This is a genomic window from Enterococcus sp. AZ156 (assembly GCF_051714165.1).
Taxonomy (GTDB): Bacteria; Bacillota; Bacilli; order Lactobacillales; family Enterococcaceae; genus Enterococcus_B; species Enterococcus_B pernyi.
In genome coordinates, this window is record NZ_JBIORI010000001.1 from 3,026,029 (window position 1) to 3,051,764 (window position 25,736).

Annotated in this window: 12 protein-coding genes, 10 tRNA genes, 3 rRNA genes and 1 other annotated feature; of the genes, 4 read left to right on the forward strand and 21 right to left on the reverse strand. The window is 40.0% G+C overall.

What is annotated here, in order from left to right:
* Nucleotides 1-45: 45 nt before the first annotated feature.
* Together IGJ95_RS14270 and IGJ95_RS14275 are read right to left on the reverse strand one after the other, a co-directional pair.
* Nucleotides 46-2,856: a hypothetical protein gene (locus IGJ95_RS14270; RefSeq protein WP_226077363.1), complete on the reverse strand. Its 2,811-nt coding sequence runs from the start codon at nt 2,854-2,856 to the stop codon at nt 46-48.
* Between the two features lie 526 nt (nt 2,857-3,382).
* Complete coding sequence (locus IGJ95_RS14275) at nt 3,383-4,804, reverse strand: helix-turn-helix domain-containing protein (RefSeq protein ID WP_153830625.1); 1,422 nt, start codon at nt 4,802-4,804, stop codon at nt 3,383-3,385.
* 394 nt (nt 4,805-5,198) lie between these two features.
* Here IGJ95_RS14275 and IGJ95_RS14280 point away from each other — a divergent pair, with 394 nt between their 5' ends.
* Entirely contained in the window at nt 5,199-6,629 is a 1,431-nt protein-coding gene (locus IGJ95_RS14280) for a helix-turn-helix domain-containing protein (RefSeq protein WP_226077367.1), read from the forward strand.
* Between the two features lie 82 nt (nt 6,630-6,711).
* On the opposite strand, the gene gor is transcribed toward IGJ95_RS14280, so the two are convergent.
* The 18 genes from gor to IGJ95_RS14370 form a co-directional block, all read right to left on the reverse strand.
* Nucleotides 6,712-8,058, reverse strand: coding sequence for a glutathione-disulfide reductase (gor, locus tag IGJ95_RS14285; RefSeq protein WP_010733905.1), 1,347 nt, complete (start codon nt 8,056-8,058; stop codon nt 6,712-6,714).
* Nucleotides 8,059-8,203: 145 nt separating this feature from the next.
* Complete coding sequence (locus IGJ95_RS14290; protein ID WP_023520582.1) at nt 8,204-9,445, reverse strand: peptidase U32 family protein; 1,242 nt, start codon at nt 9,443-9,445, stop codon at nt 8,204-8,206.
* An 18-nt stretch (nt 9,446-9,463) separates the two neighbouring features.
* Nucleotides 9,464-10,387 carry a peptidase U32 family protein gene (locus IGJ95_RS14295; RefSeq protein ID WP_438762179.1) on the reverse strand — a complete coding sequence of 308 codons (924 nt, stop codon included), beginning with the start codon at nt 10,385-10,387 and terminating at the stop codon, nt 9,464-9,466.
* Nucleotides 10,388-10,625: 238 nt separating this feature from the next.
* Nucleotides 10,626-13,100: an ATP-dependent Clp protease ATP-binding subunit gene (locus IGJ95_RS14300; RefSeq protein WP_010733902.1), complete on the reverse strand. Its 2,475-nt coding sequence runs from the start codon at nt 13,098-13,100 to the stop codon at nt 10,626-10,628.
* A gap of 7 nt (nt 13,101-13,107) precedes the next feature.
* Nucleotides 13,108-13,575 carry a CtsR family transcriptional regulator gene (locus IGJ95_RS14305; RefSeq protein WP_010733901.1) on the reverse strand — a complete coding sequence of 156 codons (468 nt, stop codon included), beginning with the start codon at nt 13,573-13,575 and terminating at the stop codon, nt 13,108-13,110.
* A 165-nt stretch (nt 13,576-13,740) separates the two neighbouring features.
* A tRNA-Arg gene (locus IGJ95_RS14310) sits at nt 13,741-13,814 on the reverse strand.
* Nucleotides 13,815-13,877: 63 nt separating this feature from the next.
* A tRNA-Pro gene (locus IGJ95_RS14315) sits at nt 13,878-13,951 on the reverse strand.
* Nucleotides 13,952-13,968: 17 nt separating this feature from the next.
* Nucleotides 13,969-14,042, reverse strand: a tRNA-Arg gene (locus IGJ95_RS14320).
* A gap of 10 nt (nt 14,043-14,052) precedes the next feature.
* Nucleotides 14,053-14,138 (reverse strand) — tRNA-Leu (locus IGJ95_RS14325).
* A gap of 17 nt (nt 14,139-14,155) precedes the next feature.
* Nucleotides 14,156-14,227 (reverse strand) — tRNA-Gly (locus IGJ95_RS14330).
* 10 nt (nt 14,228-14,237) lie between these two features.
* Nucleotides 14,238-14,310: transfer RNA gene (locus tag IGJ95_RS14335), tRNA-Thr, on the reverse strand.
* A gap of 26 nt (nt 14,311-14,336) precedes the next feature.
* Nucleotides 14,337-14,418 (reverse strand) — tRNA-Leu (locus IGJ95_RS14340).
* 7 nt (nt 14,419-14,425) lie between these two features.
* Nucleotides 14,426-14,498 (reverse strand) — tRNA-Lys (locus tag IGJ95_RS14345).
* Nucleotides 14,499-14,501: 3 nt separating this feature from the next.
* Nucleotides 14,502-14,574 (reverse strand) — tRNA-Val (locus tag IGJ95_RS14350).
* A gap of 12 nt (nt 14,575-14,586) precedes the next feature.
* Nucleotides 14,587-14,702, reverse strand: a 5S ribosomal RNA gene (gene rrf, locus IGJ95_RS14355).
* A 90-nt stretch (nt 14,703-14,792) separates the two neighbouring features.
* Nucleotides 14,793-17,707 (reverse strand): 23S ribosomal RNA (locus IGJ95_RS14360).
* A 181-nt stretch (nt 17,708-17,888) separates the two neighbouring features.
* Nucleotides 17,889-17,961 (reverse strand) — tRNA-Ala (locus tag IGJ95_RS14365).
* 77 nt (nt 17,962-18,038) lie between these two features.
* Nucleotides 18,039-19,599, reverse strand: a 16S ribosomal RNA gene (locus tag IGJ95_RS14370).
* Together the 16S, 23S and 5S rRNA genes with 10 tRNA genes alongside form the textbook arrangement of a ribosomal RNA operon.
* Nucleotides 19,600-20,533: 934 nt before the next feature.
* On the opposite strand from IGJ95_RS14370, the gene IGJ95_RS14375 reads away from it, so the two are divergent.
* The 3 genes from IGJ95_RS14375 to serS all read left to right on the forward strand — a co-directional run bounded on the left by IGJ95_RS14375 (nt 20,534) and on the right by serS (nt 23,976).
* Nucleotides 20,534-21,223: a response regulator transcription factor gene (locus IGJ95_RS14375; protein WP_010734587.1), complete on the forward strand. Its 690-nt coding sequence runs from the start codon at nt 20,534-20,536 to the stop codon at nt 21,221-21,223.
* On the forward strand, nt 21,210-22,415 hold the full coding sequence (locus IGJ95_RS14380) for a sensor histidine kinase (protein ID WP_023520586.1): 1,206 nt from the start codon (nt 21,210-21,212) through the stop codon (nt 22,413-22,415). The genes IGJ95_RS14375 and IGJ95_RS14380 overlap by 14 nt, the downstream gene beginning before the upstream one ends.
* Before the next feature lie 32 nt (nt 22,416-22,447).
* Nucleotides 22,448-22,653, forward strand: a binding site (T-box leader).
* A gap of 51 nt (nt 22,654-22,704) precedes the next feature.
* Complete coding sequence (gene serS, locus IGJ95_RS14385) at nt 22,705-23,976, forward strand: serine--tRNA ligase (protein ID WP_010734585.1); 1,272 nt, start codon at nt 22,705-22,707, stop codon at nt 23,974-23,976.
* Between the two features lie 69 nt (nt 23,977-24,045).
* Here the strand turns inward: serS and guaB are convergent, their stop codons facing one another.
* Nucleotides 24,046-25,530: an IMP dehydrogenase gene (gene guaB / locus IGJ95_RS14390; RefSeq protein WP_010734584.1), complete on the reverse strand. Its 1,485-nt coding sequence runs from the start codon at nt 25,528-25,530 to the stop codon at nt 24,046-24,048.
* Nucleotides 25,531-25,736 lie beyond the last annotated feature (206 nt).

Genomic DNA, 25,736 nt, shown 5'->3' on the forward strand with positions numbered 1-25,736 from the left:
GGGAATTTTTCAAATTTTTTATTTCCTTTCAGTCAAAGTTATTTTTTATAATTGTGTCGTTATAGTTTTCTTATTATTTTGAATTTGAACCTGCGTTTGCTGACTACGTGCTCGGTTATTTCGCTCATTTGATAATTGCAATGAGTTTCTTCTTAATGACTCAAAGCTTGCTTGTCGTCCGATGTCTGGACCCGTACCGGAAAAACTTGCGCGACGTTCGATTAGCTGATTTCCTCTGTTTGTCAATGCGACTGGTTCTTTCGAGCCAGAGGGTGTTGGTTCTACCTTCGTTTGCGATGTACTTAGCTGAGGTTGTGTACTATCTCTTGGTTTCATCTCAATGACTTTCGATTCTTTCGCCGTCTCAGTGGTTCGTTCAGATCTTTCTGTCGTTTTTTGTTGCTCATTGGTCAGGGCTTGCTCAGGTGCTTTCGCTTTTTCATCAAGACCAGCGATCGCAGATACTTTCTCTCTAAATTCTTTTGAATCTAAAGATTGACACTTCCCTAACTCTTGGCCTTCTAAAATTTTTTCGTTAACTTTTTTTTCAAATGCCAAATCCTCTCTTTTGGCTACACGACTTTCAATTCGTTTGAACACAAACTTGTCTAATAATTGGATACCGATTCCAATACTGACACCAATCAAAGCCACGGCACCTAACTGCATCAAGAATGGCGCAGCCATAGAGGTTGCAAGCATCGGCACTAGCGCAGATAGGGCAAACATTCCACCTATCCCTAGAGCCAGTGGTACAGCCAACATGATAAATAAGGATAATTTATTTTTCATCACATAATCAAACATCCGCTTCGGCGCATGACGGACTGTTTCCCACGCACGTTTGGCTCTTGACTGTTTTTCTTCTATTTCAGCTATGTTTGCACCTTCTTTGGTTGGTGCTTCCATCGCTACAACTTTGCCTTTGAGATCCTTAGAAGCTAATCTTTCTTTTGTTACTTCAGATTTCTCTATTCCTTCTACCAATTTCTCATTTACTGGAGTTGCATCTTTCATTTGTTCCGCTGGCTGTTTTTGTTTTCCAAAAGTCAATTTTTCGCGTACTTTCGACAATCCACGAGCAATTGGACCAAATACTCTTGGGAACTTCTGTACTAACTTATTGAATGCTTGCGGAATTTTCTTTTTCGCATAAATAATTGCTTTTGAACCAAAAAAACTGGCAGTGACAAAACCAACTGCAGCATTCACAAACTGTTGCCCAAAAATAGTCATAGCTGTAGATGGTAATATGGAACCCACCCATGACATACCTAATGGTAACATGGCAATCGGCCATAGATTCAACAACCATCTAGCTGCACGGATTTTTCGGGAATTTCTGAAAAATGATTGTTTTAATTTTGAATGATCTAATTCACTCAACTTTTTCGTTTGTTCTTTTATTCCACGAGTTTCTTCTTGTAAGCCTTTGATATCTTTATCCATCTGTTTTACACTTTCAGTAGATAAATCTTTGGTCAATTTTTGCAGTTTTTCAGGATCAGCCAAAACCGCTTTAAGTTCCTTTAAAAACTGCACATCCTCGGTCGTATTGCTCTGTTTGATCCGCTTTAATAAGTCATCAGTATTCTTGTTTTTAGCTTCGATCAACTCTACTTTTGCTTGAAGATTTTCGACATACGCTTTGATAAGCTCTGCTTTTTTACTTTCAAGATTTTCGCTTACAACAGATTCTTTTTTAGGTTCTTCCACTATTGTTTTCTGTAGCTTCGTTTTTTCTGGCGCCTCGTTCACGATCACATTGACCTCTATCGGAGGCGGGTTTTTTTCAACAGTAGCACTATCGACTTCATCTTTTTTTGGTTCTTCCGCAATCACTGGAGTTGGCTCGCGTTCAATCGTAGGTGTAACAACAGTCGCCTCACGATCAGCCTTACTTAGGACAACTGCTTCCTTTGCTTGCTCCGCTTTCACTTCTACCGAACGAACGATTTCTATTTCAACCTTATCGGTATAATCAATCAAGCCTTTTGTTTCAGCAATTTCATTTTGATATCCTTCTTTTATTGCACTAATTGCTTGAAATTTTGACATTAACACTTCGTCTGAATCATTTTTATTTACTGTAAATTCAGAAAAAGAATTGGAACGTCGCAAAGGTTCTAGTTGATCTGTGTCTACCGCAACTTTCTCTATCTTATCCTTTAATTCTTTTTGGACGATCTCAATTTTTTTAACTTTCTCTTCAGCTAATTGGACCTTTTGTTCAAGGACTGTCTTTTTACTTTTCTTTATTTTTCCAATTTCAGCCCTTAACTTATTGACCTCATCTTCTTTTGCTACTAGTCCTACTCTATGGGCGGTCAATTCTTTTTTAAATTCGTCTTTTTTGATCAATGCGAGAACGATTGCTGAATCAACTTGCTGGTCTTTTGTATTTATTTTTAAAACACTTTGACCACTTCCATATTTGTCTAATTCTTTTTGATGACTTTCCAGAGTCGTTTGAACTTTTTTTAACCCCGCGTGTTTTCCGGCATACTCATCGTCGATAGCCTGTTGCTCAGAAAAGCTGATGGCTCCAATCCCCTTGATGGTCGCTATGTCTCGTTGTAGACGAATAATTTCTAATTGGTAATCAAGGATTTTAAGCTCTTTGGTAATATTTTCTTTCTTATCACGGATTAACTCATTATGCGTCGTATCAAAATTTATGTCTTTGCTTTCATTTCTGATTTTTTCATCAATTGGAGATCCAATGATTCTGTTGATGATTGCTTCATTTTTATATGAAAATATAGATAGAAATGATTCATTGATATTACTTTTATTATTTTCTTTAAGCTTGTCTTCTCTAAGCATCTTTTCTTTAGATATATCTTCTATAGACATCCATCACTCACTCCTCTCTCTTTTCCTTTGTATTATCTCGAGTGTCCTGTCGTTAGAGATTGGCCAGAATAGGTACGCAGCCGAGTCGTTTGTTGTTGGGCTTGTGATACTCGCGTATTCAATCGACTCTCTTGCGATATGCTTGAACGGATAGACGTACGATCTAAGTTATTTCCTCTTTGCTGTGAAGCTACTTCACGTGAACGTGTAAGCGCCTTTTTTGTGCCCTTTTTTCCCATCCCTTTCTAGCCATTTTTCCAATGAACTTTCCAAGTGCTTTGGTGACTAACCAAAGTATTTTAAATATTAAAGATAATGCCTTGAATGCTATACTGTATACCCCAATCAGTAAAAATATTGCTAACTTATTCAACGAATTTTCCAGCTCACTTTCTCATAAAATGCCTATCCTATCCAACACCAACTAGCGGTTGCTTTAAGCGTACCTGAATTTCGACTACCACTACTATCTATTTTTTCAAAATTGATAAAAAGATGAAAAAAACGTTCAACAAAACGATTTCTGTTAAGAAGAATAGAGACACTGCTCAAAATTATTCCAAAAAATCGAAGTAGGAACTTTAGAGATTTTCAAAATTTCGGACGTGATCCGATCAAAATTTAAGGATAGATCAGTCAAGATCAAATCGTATTGATTGATTAATTGGTAATCAATAGAAAAAACGTCCTTCTCATAGATATCAATATTTTTTAAAAATGGATGCTTATGTAAAATCAAATTTTTATATAAAAGAGATAAGCCAATTTCTTGAGAACTTAATAATAAAATCGACTTCTCTTGTATTTTGGGTTCAATCATCCGTAACAAATCATTGGAAAAAATGATTAATTCGAGTAATAATTCTTTATGCAATAGTTCGCTTTGCTCAACAAAATTTAATTGCGCAATTTGCAAAGATTTTTGATAGGCTTGCCAGATCTTAGGGTTGTTCTCCATCATTTTTTTATAGAATATATCTGCATAGCTTACTTTAAAAATGGCTAATTCTTTATAAAAATTGATAAAATCAAAAAAATATTCGATTTCCGTAGTGTTGATCGACATGTCAATCGCTAATAGACTGTAAAAACTTTGAAGAAACTTTTCAATATTCTGCTCTAATCTCTGATCACGATGTTGGACCTCTGTAAACATTAGACCAAAATAGGAAGTGAGAATATTAGAAACATTTTTTTGTGTGACGTTGAATTTATATTTTTGACTCATTAACGTACAAAAAACTGTATCACTTTGGATAATCTCCAAGATGGTACCCACGATTTGCTCATTGTGGATCAATTCTTTCTCAGGAATAAGATGTTTATTACCAATTCGAATAATCGAAGAATAAATATAATACACCGAATACATCACTTTTGGTGTACTAACCGTTCTTTTTTGTGCCTTCAAACAACGTCTGAGCATCTGATAAATCGTATCGAAATAAGGAAATTCTTTTACTTTATAAATTTCCTTGAACATACTAGCAAATAAACGTCGAATCTCGATTTCATTTCCAGTGATCGTTAGTTTGTTCTCTAAATTAATTTGGACATTGATTTTTTCTTTCAAGAAATATGTATTGATTTTGGCGACGATCCTGCGGATACTCGTTTTACTTAAAAATAATTTTGTCGCAATCTCAGAAAGAGAAGGTTCTGTAATGAATATGTACTTTAAAATTTTCACATTTGTTGAATTATTAAGTATCCTGACAAATATATCATCTAAATTCAATTTCTTTGGTATCGAAAGCGATACCTCTTTGTGCTGATTAGTTTCAATACGAGCGGGAAAACAAGCTGTATTGAAACTATCGATATCTGCTACAATCGTTTTATCTGTAATACTCAATTCTTTGGCTAGATTACTAATATTCGATGACTCAATATTTAGCAAATAAAGCAATGAGATTTGTCTCTCTAATTGTTTCTCAAGTACACCCATAGTCAACAAGCTCCTTTCTTTTAAAAAACCTATAATGTATAGTACAGCTTTTTCGATAATTTCTTAATATTAGTTTTTCTGTTTTATAAAAAACATGTTCAATGCTCACATTGCTCGGATGTTATAGTTAAGAATTTGTAAGTGAAACAAACATGTATCAGAAAATTTTACTTTTGCGTGTGTCAATTGACTACTTCTAGTTATTCAGATTATTATATGTTGTTTTTTTAAATAATACTTATTAAATAAAGAAGGCAATTTCACTTTTAAATAACCACTGATTATAATAAAAAGAAAAATTCGAATAATTAGAAAAGTATGATAAAATAATGTTTATAACATGGATAAAGGATGTGAAAAAACAGATTTTCTATTTTTAGAAGATCTGAAAAGTATGATAAAACGAACAAATATGCTTGAAAAGACTTCTGAAAGGCAGATCAAACTAGCTTTACTCTTAGGCATGGCCGCTATTGACTGTTCGACTTTAGCAGAACAACTTGAGGTAACAAAAAAAACATTATTGACCGATATTGCGTTTTTTAACCATACATATACACCAGTTTGCATCAACACCGATAAATATCAAGTGGCTTCTTTACTATTACCACCAGAAATCAATTTGGAAGATTTAATCAAACAAATACTCAATCAATCAACGAATGTACAAATACTACAGGTGATTTTTGAAGTAGAGCCAACGTTATCTAAATTAGCAAATAAATTATATTTAAGTGAAACAAGTATTCGCCGGATCATTGCAAATATCAATACTTACTTCTGCGAGATCAATGCGCCATTATCCATACATATCTCCTCAAAACTCAAAATCATTGGGGATGAAAGTTACATTAGGCAATTCTTCTGTAGTATGTTTCGTGAGCAATATACGCCACAGCAATTGCCCCATTTTTATCACATATTCGATGTGTTACAACGTTACTATAAAAAGCAAGCAACACATCAAACAATTAGTACATATAAAGTGATTATAAATAGTTTTTATCTTTACACAGCAATCATTCGGATCGGACAAGGCCATTTGATCTCAGAAAATAAAGGAAATCCAATCAATGATCCTTCTTTTTTTGAAATAATAAAAAATAATACAGTGTTTTGTTCAATCATTGAAAAAGAATACGGTTTTAATGTGACAACCACAACTGTCTCAAATCTATTAGACAAAAAAATCTATTTCCCTTGTGTTCAGTCAGCACCTAGTAGTCAGGGGGAATATCAACGGATTCGACAATTTTCAGAGTACTTTTATCGTTCATTATCTCAAGACTTCTCTTTGAATCAAGAAGGTATTCAGAAATTGAGTGAGTTGATCAATTACAATAAAAACCGACAATTCTTTAAAACAACATATCTACAGATTTTATCTGAAATCCTATTTACGCATTCGCCTCAGATACTAAAAGCATATAATCAAGCCATTGACCATGCTGGATTAATGATGATCAAACGGAATCAATTACTCTATGAAGAGTTACTATTAGAATTGATTTCATTATCACCTGCTTTACTGACGACCGTTTTTCCTTACAAGAAGAAGGTGTCTATCTTGATTGTTTCTTATCAGGAAGAAAGAACACTTGCACTGTATAAGCAACTGTTATTCAAAAAAATCCCTGCGATTCATAGTATCCATACATATACTGATAACATTTTTCAAGTAAACTACGACACAGTCAATCAATATGATTTAGTTTTAACAGACATCGAACTGAACCAAGCTAAAACGAAAGCTAAAATGATCAAAATTTCTAAAATACCAACAACCTCATTTTGGAATAACATTGAAACAGTTCTTTATACATAGTTTTATCTGCATAAATCAGAAAAAGCAGACGTATATTCCGTCTGCTTTTTCTATATGGGTATTTCCGCAACTTACTAACGACTTAACGCATTGTAACAAATTCTTCTGCGCCTGTTGGATGGATGGCTACTGTATTGTCAAAATCTGCTTTGGTTGCTCCCATTTTGATCGCTACTGCAAAACCTTGTAACATTTCATCGACACCTACACCGATGGCATGCAGCCCAACAATTTTTTCTTCTTCACCCACACAGATCAATTTCATTTCACATTTTTGTCGATAATCGTTTAAAGCAAAATACATTGGCGTGAATCGTGAACGATAGATTTTCAATTGTCCTTCACCGTATGTCGTCAACGCTTGCTCTTCGGTCAATCCGATGGTCGCAATCGGTGGATGAGTAAAGACGACTGTTGGAACTAAATCATAGTCTAAATAAGAATTTTCTTTGCCATTGAACAGTCGCTCAGACAAACGACGACCTGCAGCAATCGCTACTGGCGTCAAGTCGATTTTACCAATGACATCACCAATAGCATAAATATGTGAATCGGTTGTATTTTGGAATTTATCCACTTTGATAAATCCTTTTTCATCTAATTCAACGTTCGTTTTTTCGATGCCTAATGCATCTGTATTCGGTACACGTCCGCCAGCAAATAACACACACTCTGCCATTAGTGTTTCCCCATTTTCAAAGGTAACGGTGTAGACATCCCCGTTCTTTGTTATTTCGCTAGCCGTAAAGTTTGCATAAGTGTGGATTCCTGCTTCTTGATACATCTCAATCAAGTTATCAGATAACATTTTATCAAACGTACGTAATGGACGTTCTTTACGATACGCCCACATCACTTCACTTCCCAAGCCATTTAACACACCTGAAAGTTCAGCTGCAATATAACCAGCACCTAATACGATCGTCGATTTTGGTAATTCTGCCAATGCAAAAAAGCCGTTTGAATCAATGGCATATTCTCCACCAGGAATCGTCATTTTGCTTGGCTTACCACCAGTTGCAATCAAAATATGATTCGCTTGATAGCTTTCACCGTTTACTTCGACGGTTTGACTATCGACAAAGCGAGCATATCCTTTGATTGCTTCAACGTTATTACTATCTAAGCCTCTTTGATAAGCGCCATGAAGGAAATCAATGTATTTCTCACGCTTCTCTACCAGTTCTTTAAAGTCAACATGTTTGACGTCTGCTTGGATACCATAGCTTGAAGCATCACGTTCGATCGTTTCTAAAATCGTACTTGCTTGCCACATGACTTTTTTTGGAACACATCCGACATTGACGCACGTGCCACCTAGTTCATTGCCTTCAATCAATAATACTTTCGCTCCATGCATACCGGCACGATTCGCTGAAGCAATGCCTCCAGATCCTCCGCCAATGACAATATAATCATATGTTTTCATCTTGTTCCTCCTTTTAGCAGCTGATGCCACATCCTACCGCTTATTTTTCTATAAACTTTTTTATCATCTCTTACAAAAAATAAGTGTAGCACGTTTCTAGTCATTCTGTTGACGAGATGCTCATTTCGCTTGATTGCTTAAAAAATTATTTTCTTTTTCTAATCATATCTCCAGGTTTAACTGGTTGTGTGACTGGCATGGTCAAAATCATCATAGGATTTGGTGCGCGATCAATGGATTCTCCTTCTTCATTGCGCATCACCTCAACCATTTGACTAAAGTGAGTAAATCCAGGCCCATAAAATTCGATTTCATCCCCTACAGAAAAGAGGTTTCTCTGACGGATTGTCGCTTGTTTCGTCTCCTCGTCATAAGATAAGACTTCTCCGACAAATTTATACACAGGGATCTTACGACGTTCACCAAATAATTGTTCATTTTCGCTAGGTGTATCGTAATAAAATCCTGTTGCTAGTTCTCGTTGAGCCACTTTCCATAACTCATCGATCCATTCTTGTTTGCAAACATAGTTTTCAGGATCTTCCATATAACTATCTACAGCTGCTTTATAAACATTTGCGACAGTTGATACATAGTGGATCGACTTCATTCGACCTTCGATCTTAAAACTATCTACGCCATTTTCAATCAAGTCAGGAATATGTTCGATCATCGACATATCTACCGCACTCATCGAAAACTCTTCTTCAATCTCGCCAGCATCTGTCAAAGAGTTTCTCTCTTGTCCAAATGGCAAATCATACAATTCATATTTCCAACGACAAGATTGTGAACAGCCTCCACGATTGGCATCACGCATCGACATATGATTCGACAATGTACAACGTCCTGAATAAGAGATACACATTGCTCCATGAATAAATGCTTCAATCTCTACATCCGTATGTCGACGTATCTCAGCGACTTCTTCCATCGAAACTTCCCGAGCTAAAACTACACGTTCCAAGCCTTCTTCTTTCCAGAATTCCAATGTTTCATAGTTGGTAGCAGAAGCTTGAGTCGATAGATGGATAGGTAAGCCAGGAGCTTCTGTAGCACAGATCTCAATAAGTGCTGGATCAGAGACGATCACTGCGGAAATCCCCACATCGCGCAGGTTACGGAAAAATTCACCGGCTCCTTCATCATTTCCTTCATGTGTGACCATATTTGCTGCTACATACACTTTCGCTTGATGTTCTTTTGCGAATGCAACGCCTTCTGCCATTTCTTCATAGGTAAAGTTTCCTGCGCGACTACGTAACCCATAAGCATTACCACCAATATACACAGCATCTGCACCATAATGAATAGCTGTTTTTAGTTTTTCAAGCGTACCGGCTGGTGCTAAAACTTCCGGACGTTTTAATTTTCTTTTTGTTGTCATTTTATTTCACCATACTCCTTACTTGATAGATTCAGGATCAATATAAAAGAAACCTGTATCAAGTCCTCGATTCGTTGGATGTAATCCGTTGATCTTATTCGTCATTTCTTGTGCTAACGTTTCTGTCCATGTGTCTGCTAATAATGCTTTTTTTGCCTCAACAAATAATTTAGTGATCTCAACAAATGCTTCACCAGGCGTAAAAACGCCATCTAATTTCCAGGTACGGAAATGATGGGCATAAAGCTGTGGGAGTTCATTACTTAAATTGATGTCATTATTCGAAAAAATATGCGTACCATGTGAATCTTCATAAATCGAATAATGTGTATCTTCTTTTTTAGGTTCAGCGAGAAAGAGTCCTCTTTCACGATCTTTTTTTTCGTCCTGTTGCGTGTAGTTATAGTAATTTTGTAACAGTGGACGTTTCGATTGATGGATGCATGTAGCTCCATACACAAGTGTTTCTACAGGAATCTGTAACTTATTTTCCATTTCTTTCATCTCATCAAATGGCACTTCACGTGCTAAAACAGCAGAAATCGCCCCTTTTTTTGCCCAAAAATTGATTTGACGTGCACTCGTCACTAATGTTTCTGCATCAAAAACATAAGGGATACTCAACTCTGGATTTTTTCTCATTGTATAGATAATCCCAGTATCACCAACTGTGATCATGTCCACATTGATTTCTTTTAAAAATTGCAGATACTCTGGGACTTTTTTCATTTTTTCAGGATGAATGATCCCATTGACAGCTATATTTACTTTTTTACCGTAACGATGTGCCAGCGCAACTAATTCGCGTTGTTCTTCTCTTGTAAAAGAAGCTGGTAAGCGTAGACCGAAGCGTTCTTCCCCAAAATATAAGGTATCCACTCCTGCTTCAAGCAATTCTTCTGCTTGTTTCATTGATTCTATAGTAGTTATGATTTCGATCATCATTTCCTCCTCCTACAACTCCATAATAGTAGCACAGCTCTGAAAACTTTCCAATACTTCTTACATTTATTATTGATTGTAACGATACTGTAAAATAATTTCTGGCTTATCTATTGTTTCACCATTGATTTAGAAATAACTCCTTTAGAAAACCAAAAAACCCAAAAATTCAAATGATTTTTGGGTTTCTGGCTTGTCTATCAGAGCTAGCTATTTCTGTTGCGATCTCACTCTGTCATTATACTTTAACAGTTATTTTCTTAGGTTCACGCACATTCACTGTGATTTTGCCCTTCGAAGCGCCAACAGTGATTTGATCGCCTAAATGGATTTCTCCTCCAAGCAAAGCTTCGCTCAAACGATCTTCTACTTCTTTTTGTAATGCCCGTCTTAGTGGTCGTGCACCATACTCTGGATCAAAACCGACTTTCCCAATCACATCAACTGCTGCTGGCGTGATTTTCACTAAGATATCTTGTTCTTTCAACCGTTTGACGATCGATTGGCTCATGATTTGAACAATCGCATGGACTTCATCTTTTGTTAATGAATGGAAAACGACTGTCTCATCAATACGGTTCAAGAATTCAGGGCGGAAAGCTTTCTTCAGCTCTTCAAGTATCCGTTTTTGCATCGCTTGATGATCTTTAGTAATATCTTGGACGTTGAATCCAACATTTTTTTCCTCACGGATTTGAGTAGCGCCAATATTAGAAGTCATGATCATGATCGTATTTCTAAAGTCTACTTTTCTTCCTTTAGCATCTGTTAAATGACCGTCATCTAACACTTGTAATAATAAATTGAAGACATCTGGATGAGCTTTTTCCACTTCATCTAGCAAGATAACTGAGTAAGGTTTTTGACGAATTTTTTCCGTCAATTGTCCACCTTCATCATAACCCACATAGCCTGGAGGCGAACCGATCAAACGACTCGTACTATACTTCTCCATGAATTCAGACATGTCGACACGAATCAATGCGTCCTCTTCCCCAAACATTACTTCTGATAATGCTTTCGCCAATTCTGTTTTTCCGACTCCTGTTGGGCCTAAAAACATAAAGGAACCAATCGGGCGATTTGGATCTTTTAAGCCACTACGCGCCCGTCTGATCGCACGAGAAACAGCTTTGACCGCTTCATCTTGTCCAACAACACGTTCGTGAAGCAATGCTTCTAGTTCCAGTAATCGTTGACTTTCTTTCTTTTCTAACTGTTGCAATGGTACACCTGTCCACTCCGAAACAACTGTAGCTACATCTTCTTCAGTCACCCGATCCGCAAAACCATTTTTATGTTTTGCTTCAATCGCTAAACGTTTTTCTAGTTTTTTCATTAAGCTTTTTTCTTGTCTACGTAAATGCGCAGCTGTTTCAAAATCTTGTTTTTGAATCGCCTGTTCTTTTTCTTTATTCACTTGATCGATCTCTTGTTTCAGTATCGTCGTTTCTGACAAATCGTCCGCTTGTTCCAATCGAACTTTCGCTGCCGATTCATCAATCAAGTCGATCGCTTTATCTGGTAACTGTCTGGAAGTGATATATCGAACAGAAAGATTGACTGCCGCTCGTACTGCTTCATCGGTGATCTCCACATGATGATGTTCCTCATAGCGTGAACGTAAACCACGTAAGATTTCTTCCGCTTCATCTGCTGTCGGTTCATCTACTTGGATACGTGCAAAGCGTCGCTCCAATGCCGAGTCTTTTTCAATGTATTTTTGGTATTCGTCTAATGTTGTCGCACCAATCGTCTGTAATTCTCCACGTGCTAACGCTGGTTTCAAAATATTCGATGCATCGATGGCACCTTCTGCGCCACCAGCACCAATCAATGTGTGTAATTCATCAATAAAGAGAATAACTTGACCATCATGATAAATTTCATCAATGACTTTTTTCATTCGATCTTCAAATTCTCCCCGATACTTCGTCCCAGCGACTAACGCCCCCATGTCTAACATCATCAGACGTTTTGCTTTCATCTCTTCAGGTACTTCACCTAAAATGATTTTTTGAGCCAATCCTTCTGCAATCGCAGTTTTACCGACCCCGGGTTCTCCAACTAAAACAGGGTTGTTTTTTGTTCGGCGACTAAGTATCTGGATCAACCGTTTGACTTCTCTTGAACGCCCTACGACTGGATCTAATCTGTTTTCTTTGGCTAACTTAGTTAAGTCTCTAGCTAATGAATCCAACGTAGGAGTACCTTGTGTCATTGCTCGCTTTTCTTGTGGATTTCGACGGCGAATACCACCGGTACTCGTGTCCGTACCCATCGTACGTTTCAATGACTGACGAACTTTGCTCAAACTGATTCCTAAGTTGATCATGATACGAGTAGCCATGATACTCTCATCTTTTAGTAGACTAAGTAAAATATGCTCAGTCCCCACTTTTTGTGCACCCATTTTATTTACTTCGCTATTTGCCAAAGCAAAAATTTGTTTCATTCGAGGAGAATAAGGGAGAAATACACCTTTTGCATAAGTTTTCACTGTACCATAACCGACTAAATGCTCGATTTCTTCATAAATATCTTTTTCATTCAATTTCATATCTCGTAATACTTTCCCAGCAATCCCGTTGGGTTCGATCACTAAAGCCAATAATATATGTTCTGAACTTACCGCTTGATGTTTGAAGCGTTTTGCTTCTTCTTGGGCAATTTCTAACACACGTTGTGCTCTTTCTGTAAATATTTCTGCCATTTAAATTTCACTCCCCATCTTCATAGCTTAATCGTTCTAAAAAGGCTCGTAGAATTCGAGCACGCGTATAATCTTCTGTCTCGTTGATGTTCAATGTATTTTTAGCAATCGCACTCAACATCAAGTTTCCCTCTTTTTTGGTAATGATTTGGTCTTCATATAGTTTCTGAATAATGGCGTAGGCATTTTTTTCATTGATTGTTTCGCCAAATAGCAAGTTGATTCGTTCAAGCATTTGTTTTTTATCCGACATTCTCACTTTAGCAATGCGGATATACCCACCACCACCACGTTTACTCTCAACCAAATAGCCACGTTGAATCGTAAAGCGTGTATTGATCACATAATTGATTTGTGAAGGAACGCAGTTAAATAGATCTGCCAATTCAATCCTTCGAAGCTCGATCATCTCGTTTTTTTCCAGGATCTTTTTTATATATGATTCAATTAGATCCGAAGTATTTTGTTGTGCCATCCCACTCATTCCTTTGACTAATATTGACCTTAATTATAGCGAATTTACAGGTAGAATGAAAGGAGAACGCTTGTTAGATATTTGATTCGAAGAATAACGATAAGCGACAATTTTTTTATGTAAATAAAAAAAACTAGGAATTCAATGAAGTCCCAGTTTTTCCAACGCGCCCAAGAGGAGTCGAACCCCTAACCTTTTGATCCGTAGTCAAACACTCTATCCAATTGAGCTATGGGCGCATATTCAATTAATTAAAAATAATCATACAATAGAACGTATAACTTTGCAACAAATAAAAAAAATCGGGAAGACAGGATTCGAACCTGCGACCCCTTGGTCCCAAACCAAGTGCTCTACCAAGCTGAGCTACTTCCCGAAAAAATAAAAAGACTACGCGCCCAAGAGGAGTCGAACCCCTAACCTTTTGATCCGTAGTCAAACACTCTATCCAATTGAGCTATGGGCGCATATTTGTAATGCCGAGGACCGGAATCGAACCGGTACGGTGATCACTCACCGCAGGATTTTAAGTCCTGTGCGTCTGCCAGTTCCGCCACCCCGGCGCGTAGTACATTGGCAAAGCGGAAAACGGGGTTCGAACCCGCGACCCCCACCTTGGCAAGGTGGTGCTCTACCACTGAGCTATTTCCGCGTATTTACGATGCCGGCTAAAGGACTTGAACCCTCGACCCTCTGATTACAAATCAGATGCTCTACCAACTGAGCTAAGCCGGCGTAAAAAAATAGAAACAATCATATGATGCGGGTGAAGGGACTTGAACCCCCACGCCGTAAGGCGCTAGATCCTAAATCTAGTGCGTCTGCCAATTCCGCCACACCCGCAAAAATATGAGCCGTACAGGGCTCGAACCTGTGACCCTCTGATTAAAAGTCAGATGCTCTACCAACTGAGCTAACGGCTCATATGGAGGTTAACGGGATCGAACCGCTGACCCTCTGCTTGTAAGGCAGATGCTCTCCCAGCTGAGCTAAACCTCCAAAGATAACAAAGCGTGGCGGCGTCCTACTCTCACAAGGGGCAACCCCTCACTACAATCGGCGCTAAGAAGCTTAACTTCTGTGTTCGGCATGGTTACAGGTGTATCCTTCTCGCCATCGCCACCACACTTGGTGTTATCTATGTTTGAGTAAATCTTGTTCACTCAAAACTGGATTTGAAGTATCAGTAAGAAACTCTCCGAGTTTTTCATTTTATTTTGGTTAAGTCCTCGATCGATTAGTATCAGTCCGCTCCATACATCACTGTACTTCCACTCCTGACCTATCTACCTGATCATCTCTCAGGGATCTTACTTTCTTAAAGAAATGGGAAATCTCATCTTGAGGTGGGCTTCACACTTAGATGCTTTCAGCGTTTATCCCTTCCCTACATAGCTACCCAGCAATGCCCTTGGCAGAACAACTGGTACACCAGCGGTAAGTCCATCCCGGTCCTCTCGTACTAAGGACAGCTCCTCTCAAATTTCCAACGCCCGCGACGGATAGGGACCGAACTGTCTCACGACGTTCTGAACCCAGCTCGCGTGCCGCTTTAATGGGCGAACAGCCCAACCCTTGGGACCGACTACAGCCCCAGGATGCGACGAGCCGACATCGAGGTGCCAAACCTCCCCGTCGATGTGGACTCTTGGGGGAGATAAGCCTGTTATCCCCAGGGTAGCTTTTATCCGTTGAGCGATGGCCCTTCCATGCGGAACCACCGGATCACTAAGCCCGACTTTCGTCCCTGCTCGACTTGTAGGTCTCGCAGTCAAGCTCCCTTCTGCCTTTACACTCTTCGAATGATTTCCAACCATTCTGAGGGAACCTTTGGGCGCCTCCGTTACTCTTTAGGAGGCGACCGCCCCAGTCAAACTGCCCATCTGACACTGTCTCCCACCACGATAAGTGGTGCGGGTTAGAGTGGCCATAACGCAGGGGTAGTATCCCACCAGCGCCTCCATCGAAACTAGCGTTCCGATTTCTACGGCTCCTACCTATCCTGTACATGCGGTACAGACACTCAATATCAAACTACAGTAAAGCTCCATGGGGTCTTTCCGTCCTGTCGCGGGTAACCTGCATCTTCACAGGTACTAAAATTTCACCGAGTCTCTCGTTGAGACAGTGCCCAAATCGTTACGCCTTTCGTGCGGGTCGGAACTTACCCGACAAGGAATTTCGCTACCTTAGGACCGTTATAGTTACGGCCGCCGTTTACTGGGGCTTCAATTCGTACCTTCGCTTACGCTAAGCACTCCTCTTAACCTTCCAGCACCGGGCAGGCGTCAGCCCCTATACTTCATCTTACGATTTTGCAGAGACCTGTGTTTTTGATAAACAGTCGCTTGGGCCTATTCACTGCGGCTGATCTGACGATCAGCACCCCTTCTCCCGAAGTTACGGGGTCATTTTGCCGAGTTCCTTAACGAGAGTTCTCTCGCTCACCTTAGGATTCTCTCCTCGACTACCTGTGTCGGTTTGCGGTACGGGTCGTTGTTTTCTCACTAGAAGCTTTTCTCGGCAGTGTGACGTCAGGAACTTCGGTACTATTATTTCCCTCCCCATCACAGCTTGTCCTTAAAGTTAGAAGCATTTGACTCCTATCAAGACTTACTGCTTGGACAGACATTTCCGATCGTCTGCATTCCTTAGCCTCCTGCGTCCCTCCATTGCTCAAACAAAAACAACGAGTACAGGAATATCAACCTGTTGTCCATCGCCTACGCCTGTCGGCCTCGGCTTAGGTCCCGACTAACCCTGGGCGGACGAGCCTTCCCCAGGAAACCTTAGTCATTCGGTGGACAGGATTCTCACCTGTCTTTCGCTACTCATACCGGCATTCTCACTTCTAAGCGCTCCAGCAGTCCTCACGATCTACCTTCAACGCCCTTAGAACGCTCTCCTACCAATACACCTAAAGGTGTACTCCACAGCTTCGGTAATATGTTTAGCCCCGGTACATTTTCGGCGCAGGGTCACTCGACTAGTGAGCTATTACGCACTCTTTAAATGGTGGCTGCTTCTAAGCCAACATCCTAGTTGTCTGTGCAACCCCACATCCTTTTCCACTTAACATATATTTTGGGACCTTAGCTGGTGGTCTGGGCTGTTTCCCTTTCGACTATGGATCTTATCACTCACAGTCTGACTCCCGGATATGAATGAATGGCATTCGGAGTTTATCTGAATTCGGTAACCCGAGATGGGCCCCTAGTCCAAACAGTGCTCTACCTCCATCATTCTCAATTCCGAGGCTAGCCCTAAAGCTATTTCGGAGAGAACCAGCTATCTCCAAGTTCGTTTGGAATTTCTCCGCTACCCACACCTCATCCCCGCACTTTTCAACGTACGTGGGTTCGGTCCTCCAGTGCGTTTTACCGCACCTTCAACCTGGACATGGGTAGATCACATGGTTTCGGGTCTACGACTACATACTCAAACGCCCTATTCAGACTCGCTTTCGCTACGGCTCCGTCTCTTCAACTTAACCTCGCATGCAATCGTAACTCGCCGGTTCATTCTACAAAAGGCACGCCATCACCCATTAACGGGCTTTGACTTGTTGTAGGCACACGGTTTCAGGTTCTATTTCACTCCCCTTCCGGGGTGCTTTTCACCTTTCCCTCACGGTACTGGTTCACTATCGGTCACTAGGGAGTATTTAGCCTTGGGAGATGGTCCTCCCGGATTCCGACGGAATTCCTCGTGTTCCGCCGTACTCAGGATCCTCCTAGGTGCCTTCCAAATTTCATCTACGGGGCTTTCACCCTCTCTGACTGACTTTTCCAAGTCATTCGACTATCTGAAAGAACTACCATATTGGAGTCCTACAACCCCAATGAGCAAGCTCATTGGTTTGGGCTTTTCCCGTTTCGCTCGCCGCTACTCAGGGAATCGAATTTTCTTTCTCTTCCTGCAGGTACTTAGATGTTTCAGTTCTCTGCGTCTACCTCGTATACGCTATGTATTCACGTATACGTAACATCCTATAAAAGATGCTGGGTTCCCCCATTCGGAAATCTCTGGATCATAGCTTACGTACAGCTCCCCAAAGCATATCGGTGTTAGTCCCGTCCTTCATCGGCTCCTAGTGCCAAGGCATCCACCGTGCGCCCTTATTCACTTAACCTTATCAACCTTGCGGTTGGGTTTTGATCTTTCTTCTAGCGATAGAAGTCCAATCAAGAAAAATAAGCAATTGAACTTATTAAAAAACTCATTCAACGCGGTGTTCTCGGTTTGTATTACTTACATTTTTACTTCAATATCCAGTTTTCAATGAACAAGTATATAACAACATACGTTGTTAATGGAGCCTAGCGGGATCGAACCGCTGACCTCCTGCGTGCAAAGCAGGCGCTCTCCCAGCTGAGCTAAGGCCCCGAGTTAAATTTTGAGTAGACCTCTCAAAACTGAACAAAGTATCGACAAACGTGTGTAGTCTCCGTAATATTCCTTAGAAAGGAGGTGATCCAGCCGCACCTTCCGATACGGCTACCTTGTTACGACTTCACCCCAATCATCTATCCCACCTTAGGCGGCTGGCTCCAAAAAGGTTACCTCACCGACTTCGGGTGTTACAAACTCTCGTGGTGTGACGGGCGGTGTGTACAAGGCCCGGGAACGTATTCACCGCGGCGTGCTGATCCGCGATTACTAGCGATTCCGGCTTCATGTAGGCGAGTTGCAGCCTACAATCCGAACTGAGAGAAGCTTTAAGAGATTAGCTTAGCCTCGCGACTTCGCGACTCGTTGTACTTCCCATTGTAGCACGTGTGTAGCCCAGGTCATAAGGGGCATGATGATTTGACGTCATCCCCACCTTCCTCCGGTTTGTCACCGGCAGTCTTGCTAGAGTGCCCAACTAAATGATGGCAACTAACAATAAGGGTTGCGCTCGTTGCGGGACTTAACCCAACATCTCACGACACGAGCTGACGACAACCATGCACCACCTGTCACTTTGCCCCCGAAGGGGAAGCTCTATCTCTAGAGTGGTCAAAGGATGTCAAGACCTGGTAAGGTTCTTCGCGTTGCTTCGAATTAAACCACATGCTCCACCGCTTGTGCGGGCCCCCGTCAATTCCTTTGAGTTTCAACCTTGCGGTCGTACTCCCCAGGCGGAGTGCTTAATGCGTTAGCTGCAGCACTGAAGGGCGGAAACCCTCCAACACTTAGCACTCATCGTTTACGGCGTGGACTACCAGGGTATCTAATCCTGTTTGCTCCCCACGCTTTCGAGCCTCAGCGTCAGTTACAGACCAGAGAGCCGCCTTCGCCACTGGTGTTCCTCCATATATCTACGCATTTCACCGCTACACATGGAATTCCACTCTCCTCTTCTGCACTCAAGTCTCCCAGTTTCCAATGACCCTCCCCGGTTGAGCCGGGGGCTTTCACATCAGACTTAAGAAACCGCCTGCGCTCGCTTTACGCCCAATAAATCCGGACAACGCTTGCCACCTACGTATTACCGCGGCTGCTGGCACGTAGTTAGCCGTGGCTTTCTGGTTAGATACCGTCAAGGGGTGAACAGTTACTCTCACCCTTGTTCTTCTCTAACAACAGAGTTTTACGATCCGAAAACCTTCTTCACTCACGCGGCGTTGCTCGGTCAGACTTTCGTCCATTGCCGAAGATTCCCTACTGCTGCCTCCCGTAGGAGTTTGGGCCGTGTCTCAGTCCCAATGTGGCCGATCACCCTCTCAGGTCGGCTATGCATCGTGGCCTTGGTGAGCCGTTACCTCACCAACTAGCTAATGCACCGCGGGTCCATCCATCAGCGGCACCGTAAAGCGCCTTTCAAAACGAAACCATGCGGTTTCGATTGTTATACGGTATTAGCACCTGTTTCCAAGTGTTATCCCCTTCTGATGGGCAGGTTACCCACGTGTTACTCACCCGTTCGCCACTCCTCTTTTCCCGGTGGAGCAAGCTCCGGTGGGAAAAGAAGCGTTCGACTTGCATGTATTAGGCACGCCGCCAGCGTTCGTCCTGAGCCAGGATCAAACTCTCATAATATGCTAGTTCCTCACAGCGAAAGCTGATGTGGAACTGTAGTTCGAAATTTACTTTCGAACATCATATAGTTCATTTGTTAAGCTCAATTGTTTGCTAGCATATTGCTTGCTTGTTAAAAATGTTTGTTGTCTTGAATTGAATCAAGACGCCCTACACATTTGGTTTGTCTTACTTTGTTCAGTTTTCAAAGGTCTACGTGATAATTGAAACACAACTGCCTCAACTTATCGTTTGTGATTGCCGTAGCAACTTTTATATCTTAGCAAACTCTCGGATGATTGTCAACTATTTTTTAAAAGTTTTTTTAACTCGTTTTTCACGAGGTCGTTTTAGCAACTCACTTATAATAACTTGTTGTTTGTTATTTGTCAATCACTTTTTTTGTTTTTTTCTTTGCGAAACTAACTTCAATCAGTGAATCACTCAAAAGCAACTTCGTTATCTTATCATGTGTTAACAAACATGTCAATCACTAATTTTAAGAATCGATTTGTTTGTTTTCCGTTCTTTCGAACAAATAATAATATACCAACATCAATTTTGAAAGTCAACTAAAAAAAGGCTGATTTATCAACATTTTTAAGAGAGTCGATCATTAAAAACAGGAAGCACAAAATCATTCGTTTTTACGTGTTTTTTCTCCTGTTTAAACTAGTTCCACCGAGATAATGTTCATCTTTTAGTTTGTTTGATCAAATTTATTTTTTCTTACTATTGCTGTATAAGTGTTCTCAATTTATTACTTCGTTTAAATGATGTTTCTCCTTGATTTAAATCACTTTCTATTTTTGTTTCCTCCTTTATCTTAGGTTTCCACCTCTTCTACCCCCTCTTCTTCTAAAATTTTCCTTAACAAAGCGCTGCTTTTATCTATTTATCTTTTTTTTTGCTAAAATATTAAGAGTAAACACATTAATCGATGGAGGATCTATTTATGAAAATATTAATCGCAGATGACGACAAGGAAATTGTTGAATTACTTAGTATCTACGTACACAATGAAGGCTACGAAGCAGTAAAAGCCTATGATGGAAAAGAAGCATTATCAAAAGTACGAACAATCCCTGATATTGAATTACTTATTCTAGATATCATGATGCCTGAAATGGATGGCATGCAAGTAGTAAAAGAATTAAGAAAAGAATCACAAATCCCGATCATCATGTTAACAGCGAAAACGACTGATATGGATAAAATCAAAGGATTAGTAGCTGGAGCGGATGATTACGTAACAAAACCATTTAATCCTCTTGAAGTAATGGCTCGTGTGAAATCTTTGTTACGTCGCACAAAAATGCAAGTGACACCAGATCAACCGGATGTCCTAGAAGTAAATGCCTTGATCATCAATAAAGATTCCCATGAAGTCAAAACAATCGATGGAAAAGAAATCCAACTGACTGCCTTAGAATTTGGTATTCTATATCTCCTTGCAAGTCATCCTAACCATGTATTCAGTGCAGATGAGATCTTTGAACGTGTCTGGAAACAAGAAAGTATCGTTTCTGCTAAAACAGTAATGGTTCATGTTAGTCATCTAAGAGATAAAATTGAAGAAGCAACTGGTGGAGAAAAAGTCATTCAAACCGTTTGGGGAGTGGGCTATAAAATTGATGCAAGATAAAAAAGTGATCGAAAAACGACGCCGGATCAATCTGACATCTAAAGAAATCAGTGAATTATTAGCAGAAGGAATCATTACGATCATCCTTCTGCTTCTATTGAATGTAGCGATGTTGGTTATTATCAGTTCGATCATCAGTAGTTCACCTTCTTTGACAAACGCTATTTGGGATTCTAAAAATATCTTTGCCCAGCGTTTAGATAGTGATTTGTTTTGGAATGGCCGAAATTTTATTTTTCCTGTGTTCTTTCTATTAGATGTTGGTGTATTATACTGGCGATTGATTCGTCGCTACCGACAAATGCAATTACGACACATTATTAGTGAATTGCATTATATCGCTAATGGCAATTATGACCATCGTATCCCTTTCGAATTAAGTGGCGATCTTAGTCGTGTAGTCAAAAGTATCAATGGCTTAGTGGACAGTACGGTAGCGGCGATTGAAGACGAACGTAAAATCGAAAAATCAAAAGACGAACTGATTACAAACGTCAGTCATGATATTCGCACACCTTTAACATCAATTATTGGCTATTTAGGTCTTATTGAAGATGGTCAATATCAAACAGAAGAAGATCTGTTGAAATATACTCACACTGCTTATGTCAAAGCGAAACAAATGAAATCATTGGTAGAAGATCTGTTCGAGTATACCAAGGTACGTCAGCCGGCGGTTCCTGTGAATTTTTCTGCATTTGATTTGATCCAATTGATTGAACAATTGGCAGCTGATTTTGAACTAGAAGCTTCTAAAAAGGATATTCAAATTTTTGTTGAATCTCCAATCAATTCACTGATCATGGATGGTGATACCGAAAAGTTGGTTCGCGTATTCAATAATTTATTAACCAATGCCCTAAAATATGGCAAAGGAGCTACTAAAATCATCATTGAAATTGAACAACTTGGTTCAGAAGTCATCGTTGTTGTCAAAAACAATGGTGCCATGATTCCTCAACAAGCCATTGACAATCTATTTGATCGATTTTACCGTGTGGAAGAATCCCGTTCACAAGAAACTGGCGGGACAGGGCTTGGTCTAGCCATTGCACAAAGTATCGTAGCATTGCACGGTGGCTATATCTATGCGAAGTCAGATCAAGATTGGACGTCTTTTATCATGCATTTCCCGCTTAAAAAAAATGAAAAGTTAGTCGGCAATCTGACAGAACATATTGACGGAAACTAAATTTTTCGCTATTCTTAGAATACAAATAGAAGAAAACAGTGAACCCAGTACATTTTATTTTTTTCAAGAGAGCTGATGGTTGGTGCAAATCAGTAAAAAATAATTTCGAAGTTCCAGTTCACCCAATGTGCCTTTCGAAATAAGAAAGGTCGGTAACAGCCGTTATCTGTTTACAAGTGCAGTCTCGATAGACTGAACTTGGGTGGTACCGCGAAACTCAAACCAGTTCGTCCCAAGATATTTCTTTGGATGAGCTGGTTTTTTTTATACAAAAAAAGGAGGAAAAGAAATGTTAGATATTAAAATGATCCGTCAAAATGTTGACTATGTACAAGAAAAATTAACGTCACGTGGCGTTAAAAAAGAAGTCTTAGCGGAGTTTGTGGAGTTAGATGAATCTCGCAGAAAATTGTTGGTTGAAAGTGAAGAATTGAAAAAATACCGTAATGATGTATCTGCTGAAATCGCCCAATTAAAGCGTAATAAAGAAGATGCAACTGCGAAGATCGCTGAAATGAAAAAAGTCGGTGGGAAAATCAAAGCACTAGACGAAGAAGTTGCACAAGTGGATGAAAAATTACAACAAATCGCTACAACTCTTCCTAATTTACCTCATGATTCCGTGCCAGTAGGTAAAGATGAAGAGGATAACGTGGAAGCTCGTCGCTGGAGTGAACCTCGTCAATTTGCTTTTGAACCAAAACCTCACTGGGAAATTGCTGAAAATCTAGGTATTCTTGATTTTGAACGTGGGGCAAAAGTATCAGGAAGCCGCTTTGTTTACTATAAAGGATTAGGTGCTCGCTTAGAACGTGCCCTTTATAATTTTATGTTAGATCAACACGTCTATGAACATGGCTATACTGAAATGATGACGCCTTACGCTGTAAATAGCCAAGCCATGTTTGGTACTGGTCAATTCCCTAAATTTAAAGAAGATGTTTTCCAATTAGCTGATACAGATTTAACTTTGATCCCAACAGCTGAAGTTCCTTTAACAAACTACTACAGCAATGAAATCTTAGCAAAAGAAGATTTACCTGTTTACTTCACTGCACTTAGCCCAGCATTCCGTTCAGAAGCAGGTAGTGCCGGTCGTGATACTCGTGGATTGATTCGTCTTCATCAGTTCAATAAAGTAGAAATGGTGAAATTCGCTGATGCAGAACATTCATATGAAGAACTTGAAAAAATGACCGCTGACGCAGAGGACATTTTGAAAAAATTACACTTACCTTACCGTGTTATGACATTATCAACTGGAGATATGGGCTTTTCAGCAGCGAAAACGTACGATTTAGAAGTATGGATCCCTGCACAAGATACGTATCGTGAAATCAGTTCTTGCTCAAACTGTGAAGATTTCCAAGCGCGCCGTGCGATGATCCGTTACCGAGATGCAGATGGAAAAATCCATTATGCACATACATTGAATGGTTCTGGTTTAGCAGTTGGCCGTACGGTTGCTGCCATCCTTGAAAACTATCAAAATGAAGATGGTTCAGTCACAGTTCCAGAAGTACTCGTGCCTTACATGGGGAACCTAAAAGTAATCAAATAAACAATAAAGCAGCTAAGTGATTCGTTGGCACGAATTGCTTAGCTGCTTTTTTATGTTCAAGAAGTTTGATTATGATTCTACAGAATAGTTTGGTGCTTCTTTCGTAATTTGTACATCATGTGGGTGAGATTCTTTCAAACCACTGCCACTCATTTGAATGAACTGTGCATCATCTCTTAATTGTTTTAGGTTTGCAGAGCCAACATAACCCATCCCTGATTTTAAGCCACCGATCATTTGGAAGAGAATGTCTGCTACGCTTCCTTTGTACGCTACACGGCCTTCAATACCTTCTGGCACTAACTTATTGGCTTCATTCGTGCCACCTTGGAAGTAACGGTCTTTTGATCCTTTTTCCATGGCGCCTAATGAACCCATTCCACGATATGTCTTGAAGCGACGACCTTGATAGATTTCAAATTCACCTGGAGATTCATCGGTTCCTGCCAACATACTACCTAACATAACCGCATGACCACCCGCTGCTAAAGCTTTGACGATATCACCAGAATATTTGATCCCACCATCTGCAATAATGGTTTTTCCATATTGGCGCGCAACTGAAGCTGCATCGTAAATGGCTGTTAATTGGGGAACACCCACACCAGCAACCACACGTGTCGTACAAATCGAACCTGGTCCGATACCTACTTTCACCACGTCAACACCTACATCGTATAACGCTTTTGTTGCTTCTGCTGTTGCTACATTACCAGCAATCAATGTTGCATCTTTAAATGTTGTGCGAATTTCTTGGATTTTACGGATTACACCTGCGCTATGTCCATGCGCCGTATCAATGACAATGGCATCTGCGCCAGCATCAAGTAAAGCTTGTGCACGTTCAAAGGTGTCGCTAGTGACACCAACTGCGGCAGCTACCAACAAACGACCATGTTCATCTTTTGCTGCATTTGGAAACTCGATTACTTTTTCGATATCTTTGATCGTGATCAAACCACTTAATCGACCTGCATCATCAACGATCGGTAGTTTTTCGATTTTATGTTGTTGTAAGATTTTTTCTGCATCTTTTAGAGAAGTGCCTACTGGGGCTGTTACTAAGTTTTCTTTTGTCATGACTTCGCTGATTTCGATATGGAAGTCTGTAACAAAACGCATATCACGGTTTGTAATGATTCCTACTAATTTGCGATTTTCCAATGTTTCGACGATTGGAACTCCACTGATACGGTATCTGCTCATTAATTCTTCAGCATCTGCGACCAAGTGTTGTGGTGTCAAGAAGAATGGGTCGATGATTACACCACTTTCAGAACGTTTCACTTTACGTACTTCGTCTGCTTGTTCGCTGATTGTCATGTTTTTATGGATGACACCTAGACCACCCTGTCTTGCCATAGCAATCGCCATTTTGCTGTCAGTAACTGTATCCATACTTGCACTGATGATAGGAATATTCAATTTGATATTTTTTGCTAATTGTACACTCATATCCACTTCGTTTGGTAACACGTGACTTTCTGCTGGTATCAATAAGACATCATCAAAAGTAAATCCTTTTTTCGTGAACTTTGTTTCCCAGTTGGACATTTTTAGTACCACTCCTCTTGTTTAGTTTATCTACTAAAATAATCGATTTTCTTTTGTAAGTCAACAACTTCTACTAATCCCTTGTTTTTTCTAAGGAACTACTCAGTGAATCCTAAAAAAAGAACGTACCAGCATAATGAAGCGTCTCCTAATGTTTGATCAAAATCAAATGTTAGTTAGCGCTTTCGTCTTACACTGCACGTTCT

Coding starts and splice junctions, on each gene's coding strand:
- serS (WP_010734585.1), top strand. CDS start 22,705: ATGTTAGATATTAAAATGATCCGTCAAAATGTTGACTATGTACAAGAA.
- IGJ95_RS14270 (WP_226077363.1), bottom strand. CDS start 2,856: ATGTCTATAGAAGATATATCTAAAGAAAAGATGCTTAGAGAAGACAAG.
- IGJ95_RS14275 (WP_153830625.1), bottom strand. CDS start 4,804: ATGGGTGTACTTGAGAAACAATTAGAGAGACAAATCTCATTGCTTTAT.
- IGJ95_RS14295 (WP_438762179.1), bottom strand. CDS start 10,387: ATGATCGAAATCATAACTACTATAGAATCAATGAAACAAGCAGAAGAA.
- IGJ95_RS14280 (WP_226077367.1), top strand. CDS start 5,199: ATGATAAAACGAACAAATATGCTTGAAAAGACTTCTGAAAGGCAGATC.
- gor (WP_010733905.1), bottom strand. CDS start 8,058: ATGAAAACATATGATTATATTGTCATTGGCGGAGGATCTGGAGGCATT.
- IGJ95_RS14375 (WP_010734587.1), top strand. CDS start 20,534: ATGAAAATATTAATCGCAGATGACGACAAGGAAATTGTTGAATTACTT.
- IGJ95_RS14300 (WP_010733902.1), bottom strand. CDS start 13,100: ATGGCAGAAATATTTACAGAAAGAGCACAACGTGTGTTAGAAATTGCC.
- IGJ95_RS14305 (WP_010733901.1), bottom strand. CDS start 13,575: ATGGCACAACAAAATACTTCGGATCTAATTGAATCATATATAAAAAAG.
- guaB (WP_010734584.1), bottom strand. CDS start 25,530: ATGTCCAACTGGGAAACAAAGTTCACGAAAAAAGGATTTACTTTTGAT.
- IGJ95_RS14290 (WP_023520582.1), bottom strand. CDS start 9,445: ATGACAACAAAAAGAAAATTAAAACGTCCGGAAGTTTTAGCACCAGCC.